General features: G+C 52.8%; 7 protein-coding genes and 1 tRNA gene. 4 read left to right on the top strand and 4 right to left on the bottom strand.

Annotated features, from left to right (window positions below; all coding sequences use genetic code 11):
* The first annotated feature begins 624 nt into the window (after positions 1 to 624).
* From PMI32_RS30290 to PMI32_RS29790, 4 genes are all read left to right on the top strand, one after another.
* Positions 625 to 1,458, top strand: a complete 834-nt coding sequence (locus tag PMI32_RS30290; RefSeq protein WP_008029586.1) for a hypothetical protein — start codon at positions 625 to 627, stop codon at positions 1,456 to 1,458.
* 3 nt (positions 1,459 to 1,461) lie between these two features.
* Positions 1,462 to 2,235 carry a sugar phosphate nucleotidyltransferase gene (locus PMI32_RS29800; protein WP_008029584.1) on the top strand — a complete coding sequence of 258 codons (774 nt, stop codon included), beginning with the start codon at positions 1,462 to 1,464 and terminating at the stop codon, positions 2,233 to 2,235.
* Positions 2,225 to 2,965: a phytanoyl-CoA dioxygenase family protein gene (locus tag PMI32_RS29795; RefSeq protein ID WP_008029582.1), complete on the top strand. Its 741-nt coding sequence runs from the start codon at positions 2,225 to 2,227 to the stop codon at positions 2,963 to 2,965. Before PMI32_RS29800 ends, PMI32_RS29795 begins: the two co-directional genes overlap by 11 nt.
* A gap of 255 nt (positions 2,966 to 3,220) precedes the next feature.
* Positions 3,221 to 4,075, top strand: a complete 855-nt coding sequence (locus tag PMI32_RS29790; protein WP_008029581.1) for an IS5 family transposase — start codon at positions 3,221 to 3,223, stop codon at positions 4,073 to 4,075.
* Between the two features lie 94 nt (positions 4,076 to 4,169).
* On the opposite strand, the gene PMI32_RS14325 is transcribed toward PMI32_RS29790, so the two are convergent.
* The 4 genes from PMI32_RS14325 to nirB form a co-directional block, all read right to left on the bottom strand.
* Positions 4,170 to 4,243, bottom strand: a tRNA-Cys gene (locus PMI32_RS14325).
* A gap of 251 nt (positions 4,244 to 4,494) precedes the next feature.
* The gene (locus PMI32_RS14330) at positions 4,495 to 4,935 is read right to left on the bottom strand and encodes a CBS domain-containing protein (protein WP_008029579.1); all 441 of its coding nucleotides are present in this window, start codon (positions 4,933 to 4,935) and stop codon (positions 4,495 to 4,497) included.
* Between the two features lie 40 nt (positions 4,936 to 4,975).
* Positions 4,976 to 5,353: a nitrite reductase small subunit NirD gene (gene nirD / locus PMI32_RS14335; protein WP_008029576.1), complete on the bottom strand. Its 378-nt coding sequence runs from the start codon at positions 5,351 to 5,353 to the stop codon at positions 4,976 to 4,978.
* Positions 5,353 to 7,914, bottom strand: a complete 2,562-nt coding sequence (nirB, locus tag PMI32_RS14340; RefSeq protein ID WP_008029574.1) for a nitrite reductase large subunit NirB — start codon at positions 7,912 to 7,914, stop codon at positions 5,353 to 5,355. The genes nirD and nirB overlap by 1 nt, the downstream gene beginning before the upstream one ends.
* Positions 7,915 to 8,252 lie beyond the last annotated feature (338 nt).

Here is an 8,252-nt window from a genome sequence, read left to right as displayed (position 1 = left end):
CTATCCCCCCGCCTGCAATCCGCAGCGTCAGCTTTGGGTCGTTTTCTACCTCTCGTGTTAGAAAAGAATCGGCCAATAGCAGATCCTCAACTCAGACCGTTTCGCTCCTACAGAGCTCGGTGATCAAATTGACTGGACCAATGAAAAGCATTAATTCAATGATGTTTTCTAATTAGAACTGAGACTTAAAATCAGTTCCATACCAGCCTACTGAATGCTTTCGCCGATCCTTCTGCTCAACCTTTGATCGATGAAGGCGGCTCGGATCGTCTAACGAAGAATGTGTTGCCAGCGGTGGCGCTGATCGCATTCTGAGAAAAGCGCAGTCGCGGACTTTGGATCGTCTAAGCAACGACCCTGCAGCTAGCGGCTCGGATTGTCTGAAAGACAACCTAGCTACCCCATCCTTTGTTGAGTGGTCGCTCAATTCCGCAGAACCCAATCACGTCTCTTTTGTTGTTCCCAATAGCCAACTCATATCATCCCTTGCGCACCGCAGATTTAGGCTATAGTCCCATGAAATGATTTTAGCTATCGACTAGCGACAAACACGTTGACAGAAAAGCAAAAGCACATCATCACCGAACCGCATAAATATACCCAAGAGTAGAAGGAGTACATGATATGACACTGGACATACGTAACAATTACTTCTCCAAACAATACTCAAATTTCAGTAGTCACGAGCAATTAAATCTCGCGATCTCATACCAAACAGAAGCAAAATCAGCTGAAGACACACTATTCCTAGATTTTTTAAACGCAAATGCGGATCGGCACAGACGCAGAATAGAGTCACTCAATATAAAACCCTCTATCGACTCTCTCACCTCCCTCATTATAAAAACATCTCCAAATAGCTGGAGCGTATCAGACAACAAAATTTTTTCCGTAGCATTGAGGATGGTACTTTGCGCCCACTCTCATTCGCCAAATACCACCAATACGAACTTAGACCAACTCGCAAAACATTACAACATTCAACAAAAAAACAATAGCGGCGTACGGCATGCTCTATTTTCAATCGCCAGAAATAGCATCTCTAGCATAGACAACCTCTGGGGAATAGATAAAGAAATTTTCGCCTCCACTGAGGCCGCACTATTAAATGAGGATATTGCTTATAAAAATATCACTAGAGAGCAATTCGAGAGCAGACATTTACACATATTGGAGCGGACACCTGACTATGCCAGCCAGCACTTTTTTTATGCAGACAATCTGAAGTCAATGCATACAAACGGGGAGACATCCATTTCACGCCAAGAAATCATCAACGCATACAAAAAAACCATTCAATTTTCATTATCCTTGCACGGCATTTCAGTCGACTCTGCAGAATTATTATTTGAACAGTGCAAAAACGGACTTTCAGAGATCTGTATACCGTTAGTCGAGGCCAGCTCACCACTACCGCTCGCAATAAGACGCTTTACTGAAGCCTTACAAGAATTTTAACTTATGCAAAAAAACTCATCAAATAGTTCCCCCCCCCAAAATACAACAATTTTAATCCTTGCGGCTGGCTTGGCAACCAGAATGGGGTTACTGTGTCAGAAAACACCAAAATGCATGTTACCTGTCGCTAACAAACCGTTCTTGTTGTGGATGGTAGGCTGCTACTGTTCCCATGGTTATCCGGTGGTAATTGGTACAGGCCATTTACACGAAGCAATACACAATATATTTGAGTCGCCGTTTTGGGAAATGAGAGGTGTCCGTTGCATCCGGGAGCCTTACTCTCTGGGAACAGGCGGTCTCATAAAATATGCATCCGAATTTATATCCACTGACTATATCATGACCCTTAATGGTGACACATTGCTGGATATAGACATAGAGGCGATTATTAAACAACACGTTACGGGATTGAGTCCGATAACTCAAGTAGTTACACGCAAAAGCCTTCAAAATGAAGGAGCCATAGTTGTCAATAATGCAGGCACCGTCGTTTCGTTCAATGAAGACAAAGCCATTTGCAAAACAATTGAAAATGATCACTCTCGATTCAGCAGTACTGGCTGCTACATGTTCAATAAAAATTTTATCTGTGGGAGTTTTCCTACAGGTGCCAGCTCTCTTGAACTTGATTTAATGCCATCATATGCAAAAGACTTATTAGTTTCTGCACATATCAATTCAGATCTTTCACTTTTGTTGGATTTCGGGACCCCAGAACGCTACACACTAGCGCTTCAACTAGGAGCGGAGATAAAAAAAATTTATGAACATTGAACCAAATGAATTCACCAACTCATCTTTAGCTAGATACTTCCGACTCAGCGGATATCTTCGTATTTCGCAAGCCATTTCGCAAGATAAATTACAAAAAATCCGAGAACAATCTCTATCCTTAATCCCAATTGAAGATGACGCCTATACTTTTAGTAAAATACGGCGAATCTCGGAAACCATCCCCGAATCAATTCTAACAATTTTTGAATCCGATAAAATTATTAGAATTATAACAAGCATCCTAGGCCCCAATGTTGTACTCGTAAAAAACCGACACAACCACCTATCAGTGCTACCGCCAAACCTTAATGTGTTTAGGCTTCATCGGGACGTTTTACAATGGTCCAACACAATAATATCACTTATGATCTACCTTCAAGACACCAATGAAGCTGACGGCGCCACTCATATCCTTCCAGGCTCACAACATTTAGATTTTATTCATCACTCCGGCCGACAAGGCCACGGTGGTACATGGATGGATGAGCATCCGGAATTTAAAAATTTGTTAGACCAAGCAATTCCTATACCGTGCAGAGCTGGTGATGCACTTCTCATTGATGGAGTTGCCTTCCACTCGCCAGGCACAGTGATTTCAGATACGCGCAGAATGGTTTTGACCTTCGCCTTGCGCGCTGTTGATGAGCTTAATGCTAATGCCAATAACGACGACAACCTACAGCTAGTAGCAGGAAATTGGGTTTATCATGGAAATAATAATAATTATTAGCACAACCAAACTTTAAACTTAATTAAATATCACCGACGTAAGCCATCCAGTATCCGGTGGCGCACTAGCTCTTAGAGTTACTGTCATCTTGGCGAAGGTATTAGACTATAAGGGGCATACAATAAAGGCGTGGCCAGCCAACCTTTGAAACCTATCGGCGTCCTAGGCTCTGTACGAAATCCTTTGAAATCTCACAGTGGGCTCTTGGGAGCTGAGATTCGGTAGAGTTGGTCATCGAAGGAAAGGAATCCATTGATGGCAAAGCGGTATGAACTCTCTGATGCGGCCAGGGATTTGGTCGCTGATCTCTTTATGGAAAGTCGTCGAAACGGCCGGCCCCGCGCAGATGATCGACTGATGCTCAACGGCATACTCTGGGTGCTCTGTTCGGGAGCCGCCTGGCGCGATATGCCCGAGCACTTTGGGCCATGGTCCACGGTCTATCGGCGGTTTCGAGATTGGCGTAATCGCGGGGCATTCAACCTGATGCTCAAGCGACTTCACATCAGGTTGAACGAACAAGGGTTAATCGATCTGGATACCTGGATGATTGACTCCACGGCGGTGCGCGCAACCCGGGCCTCTTTTGGTGCCGGAAAAAAAAGGGGACCTGAAGAACCACAAGACCACGCGCTCGGACGCAGCCGGGGCGGCCTGACGACCAAGATTCACATGCTGTGCGATGCCAATGGCGTGCCTTTGCACTTCCTGCTTTCAGGCGGGCAGGCCAGCGATATCGCCTATGCTCAACCGCTGCTGGATGAGGCATACGTCCCAAGCCTGCGCGGCCGTCCCCGCAAACGCTGTCGTTGGTTGTTGGCCGACAAGGGCTATGACGCCGAGGCTCTGCGTCGTTACTGCGACCGTTACCGGATGCAACCGGTAATCCCGCTGCGCAGCATGAAGCGCAAACCCAAGCCGGGTTTGCCGAGACTGTTTGACCGCCCCAAGTACCGGCAGCGCAACATCATCGAGCGTATGTTTGGCTGGCTGAAGGAAAACCGCCGCATCGTTACGCGCTTCGACAAGCTCGCGAAAAGTTATGCGGCGATGGTCTCACTGGCTTGTGCCATGCGGTGTTTACGACATTACTTTTCGTACAGAGCCTAGGTTGCGGAACACCCTCCGAAAATTGCGGAACGCTTCACTTTCCTTAGGGCAATAAAAAACCCCGTAGATCATTGATCTACGGGGTTTTTAAGAGTGGAGGCCGAGGTCGGAATCGAACCGGCGTAGGTGGATTTGCAATCCACTGCATAACCATTTTGCTACTCGGCCTCAAACATCTGATGTCATGTAGCACAACACCAAACGCGTACAGTCTTGGAGAAGATCTAGATCTAACTCCTTGAAAACATTGAGCTTTTTCAGCGGTCAGTGCTTTCGATGGCGTGAATTATGTACTGATTTCCGAAGGCTGGCAACCCCTTGATTTCAAAAAAAATTTGTCAGGTGCTTTGCATGTTGCGACGCAGGCTCAACGCTTCGCCCGCGCGCGCCAATGCGACTTCAGCATGCCCCCGGCCCGCTTAGTGCCCACGAATGTAGTACTCCAACTGCCGGATCAAATCGGCCTGCTCGACAATTGCCTCTTTGACCAGGTCGCCAATCGACAACAATCCGATCAGCTCGCCGCTATCTAACACCGGCAGATGCCGCAGGTGGCTGTCAGTCATGACTTCCATACAGCGCTCGATGCTCTGCTGACTGTCGGCTGTCACCACCGGCGCGCTCATGATGTCGCGCACCGGCGTGCCGACCGAGGAGCGTCCCTGCAGAACGACCTTGCGCGCATAGTCGCGCTCGCTGATAACGCCGACCACCTGCCCCGCTTCGATGACCGGCAGCGCGCCCACATTTTTCTCAGCCATCATTTTCAGTGCTTCAAGCACCATCTGGTCTGGCGCGATGCTGTGCACGTGCTGGTTTTGCACGACTTTCAGTTTCAGCAGCTGTGCGGCTGTTTTCATGGATGCCTCCGCTATCGTTGCTTATTGCCGATGCTTGGCCTCAAGCCAGCCCGACTTCCACCACGCCGCCGTTAAGCCGCACCGGCCAGACCCGCAAACGTTGCTGCGGGTACTCCAGGCAACTGCCGTCCTCAAGACGGAAATGCTGTTTGTAGATCGGTGAAGCAACCACGAGGTCCCCCTTGATGCTGCCGACCAACCCGCGCCCGATGACGTTCGCCCCGGATTGCGGATCATGGTTGTCGATGGCGTAGAGGCTTCGGCCCTCCGCGCCCGGCAGGTAGAACAGCGCCACTTGTGCGCCGTCGAGCCACACGACGACGCCGGAGTTAGAGACAAGGTCCTGCTGCTCGCACACGGTTTGCCAGACATCGCTGTCGGCCAGGGAATCGATGCGTTGGGTAGTGGACTGGCTCATCAGGCAATCTCCTCGGAGACAGGGATCAGGTTGAGTTCGGCGGCCATGATCGGGCGCCGTTGGCCGCGTTCCTGGACAAAATGGATGTCCGGGTCTGGGCGTTTATCGTTGACGAAGGTCCGGAAGCGCTTGAGTTTTTCCGGGTCTCTGAGGGCGTTGGCCCACTCGCATTCGTAGCGGTCGACCACCAGTTGCATCTGCGATTCGAGTTCGGCGCCGAGCCCGAGGCTGTCGTTGATGATCACCTCTTTGAGGAAGTCGAGGCCGCCCTCCAGGCTTTCGCGCCACACCGAGGTGCGTTGCAGTTTGTCGGCAGTGCGGATGTAGAACATCAGGAAACGGTCGATGTAGCGGATCAGCGTGGCATCGTCCAGGTCTGTGGCGAACAGCTCGGCGTGGCGCGGGCGCATGCCGCCGTTACCGGCGATGTAGAGGTTCCAGCCCTTCTCGGTGGCGATCACGCCGACGTCTTTGCTCTGGGCTTCGGCGCACTCTCGGGTGCAACCGGACACTGCGAACTTGAGCTTGTGCGGCGAGCGCAATCCCTTGTAGCGGTCCTCGATGGTCAGGGCCATTTGCACGCTGTCCTGCACGCCATAACGGCACCAGGTGCTGCCGACGCAGGACTTCACCGTCCGGGTCGATTTGCCGTAGGCGTGCCCGGTTTCGAAACCCGCCTCGATCAGCTCGCCCCAGATGTCCGGCAATTCATGCAGTTGCGCGCCGAACAGGTCGATCCGCTGACCGCCGGTGATTTTGGTGTAGAGGTCATATTTTTTCGCCACGACACCGATGGCGATCAGTTTGTCGGCCGTGATCTCACCACCGGGAATACGCGGCACCACCGAATAGGTGCCGTTTTTCTGCATGTTGGCCATGAAGGTGTCGTTGGTGTCCTGCAATGGCACCAGCGATGCGTCCATGATCGGCTGGTTCCAGCACGACGCGAGAATCGAGCCTACGGCCGGTTTGCAGACGTCGCAACCGGTGTGGCCACGGCCGTGTTTGGCCAGCAGTTCTTCGAAGGTGATGACCCCTTCTACGCGGACCAGCGCATACAGTTCCTGACGGGTATAGGCAAAGTGTTCGCACAGGCTTTTGTCGACACTGACGCCCCGGGCGATCAACTCATGTTCGAACACTTGCTTGAGCAGACCGGCGCAACCGCCGCAGCCGGTGCAGGCCTTGGTCTGAGATTTGAGCAGGCCCAGGTCGGTGCAGCCGCCATCGATGGCCGAGCAAATGGAACCCTTGGTGACGTTGTGGCACGAGCAGACCGTGGCCGATTCGGGCAACGCGCCCGGGCCCAGGGTCGGCGCGCCTTCGGATGACGGCAGGATCAGGCTGGCGGGTTCCCCCGGCAAGGCAATCGCGTTCTGCATGTATTGCAGCAGCGTGTCGTAATAGCTGTTGTCGCCGACCAGCACCGCGCCGATGACATGCTTGCCCGAGGCATCCACCACCAGCCGTCGATAGCTGGCCGTGGTTTCGTCGATGAACTGATAACTGCGTGCGCCTGGCGTGTTGCCATGGGCATCGCCGATGGAGCCGACGTCGACGCCCAGCAGTTTGAGTTTGGTCGACATGTCGGCGCCCAGAAACGGCTCGGCCGTATCGTTGCACAGACGTGCCGCGACACCGCGCGCCATTTGGTAACCCGGCGCGACCAGGCCGAACAGGCCGCCGTTCCAGGAGGCGCATTCGCCGATGGCGTAAATGTCCGAATCGCTGCTCAGGCATTCGTCATTGATCACTACGCCGCCGCGCGGGCCGATCTCCAGCGCGCATTGCCGGGCCAGCGCATCTTGTGCGCGGATGCCCGCCGAGAACACGATCAGGTCGGTTTCAAGAAATTCGTCGTTGGCGAAGTTCATGCGGTAGCGATATTCCTCGCCCGCGCTGATCGATTGAGTAGAGCGCGACAGGTGCACACCGACACCGAGTCTTTCGATCTGCGACTTGAGCGCAAGCCCACCCATTGTGTCCAGCTGCACCGGCATCAGGCGCGGGGCGAATTCCACCACATGCGCTTCCAGGCCGAGGCTTTTCAGGGCATTGGCGGCTTCAAGGCCCAACAGGCCACCGCCAACCACGACGCCGCGTCGGGCATTGGCTGCTGCGGCACGGATCGCATCGAGGTCTTCAAGGGTTCGATACACCAAACGCGAGTCGCCTTCGGCACCTTCGACTGGCGGCACAAACGGGTAAGAGCCGGTGGCCAACACCAACTTGTCGTAAGGGATGCTGCCTTGCGCGGTAATCACCTGGCGACGGGGGCGGTCGATTTCAAGGACCGGCACACCCAAATGCAGGGTGACGCCCGGCGTCTGGTAAAGCGACGCATCGGACAGCGCCAACGATTCGGCATCACGCCCCGAGAAGTACTCGGACAGATGCACGCGGTCGTAGGCACGCATCGGCTCCTCGCTGAAGACGTGCAGCCGATACTGGTCAAGCGCGCCCCGCTCAATCAACTGCTCGACGCAATGATGTCCGACCATGCCATTGCCGATCACGATCAGCGTTTGCACTTTGTTCAACGCGGCAACATTGGAATTCATAAGAAGCACCCGGCTAAAACGGTTCAAAAAGCAAAAAAAAACGCCTGAAACCTTGCGGTTCCAGGCGTCTTTGCCTGTTCTTTTGCGGTGTTAGCACCAGACGTCTATGCCTGATCCACCGATGTTGCCCATGATTCGATCGTCGTTGACCGAGGGGGCTGCCCACTCGACTGCGTTTATGGTGGGCCTGTCCGGTGTATTGCAGTGTTTGTGCCAGATCGCGAAAACGCTGATTGCGCAGCGTTTTTCAGGCGCGAGCAGCGAACAGGCTCCAGACTTTTGCCTTCGCATAGTGCAGACCGAGGCCTCACGGCTTTATAAAAGTGCATTCATGGGCA

This window comes from Pseudomonas sp. GM60 (assembly GCF_000282415.1).
GTDB lineage: Bacteria > Pseudomonadota > Gammaproteobacteria > Pseudomonadales > Pseudomonadaceae > Aquipseudomonas > Aquipseudomonas migulae.
Note: the sequence above shows the minus strand (reverse complement) of the source record. Positions and strands in the feature narration are given on the sequence as shown.

What these genes read in the sequence shown, in the direction of transcription:
- nirD (WP_008029576.1), bottom strand. Translation starts at nt 5,353, where the DNA reads ATGAGCCAGTCCACTACCCAACGCATCGATTCCCTGGCCGACAGCGAT.
- PMI32_RS29800 (WP_008029584.1), top strand. Translation starts at nt 1,462, where the DNA reads ATGCAAAAAAACTCATCAAATAGTTCCCCCCCCCAAAATACAACAATT.
- PMI32_RS29795 (WP_008029582.1), top strand. Translation starts at nt 2,225, where the DNA reads ATGAACATTGAACCAAATGAATTCACCAACTCATCTTTAGCTAGATAC.
- PMI32_RS14330 (WP_008029579.1), bottom strand. Translation starts at nt 4,935, where the DNA reads ATGAAAACAGCCGCACAGCTGCTGAAACTGAAAGTCGTGCAAAACCAG.
- PMI32_RS29790 (WP_008029581.1), top strand. Translation starts at nt 3,221, where the DNA reads ATGGCAAAGCGGTATGAACTCTCTGATGCGGCCAGGGATTTGGTCGCT.
- PMI32_RS30290 (WP_008029586.1), top strand. Translation starts at nt 625, where the DNA reads ATGACACTGGACATACGTAACAATTACTTCTCCAAACAATACTCAAAT.
- nirB (WP_008029574.1), bottom strand. Translation starts at nt 7,914, where the DNA reads ATGAATTCCAATGTTGCCGCGTTGAACAAAGTGCAAACGCTGATCGTG.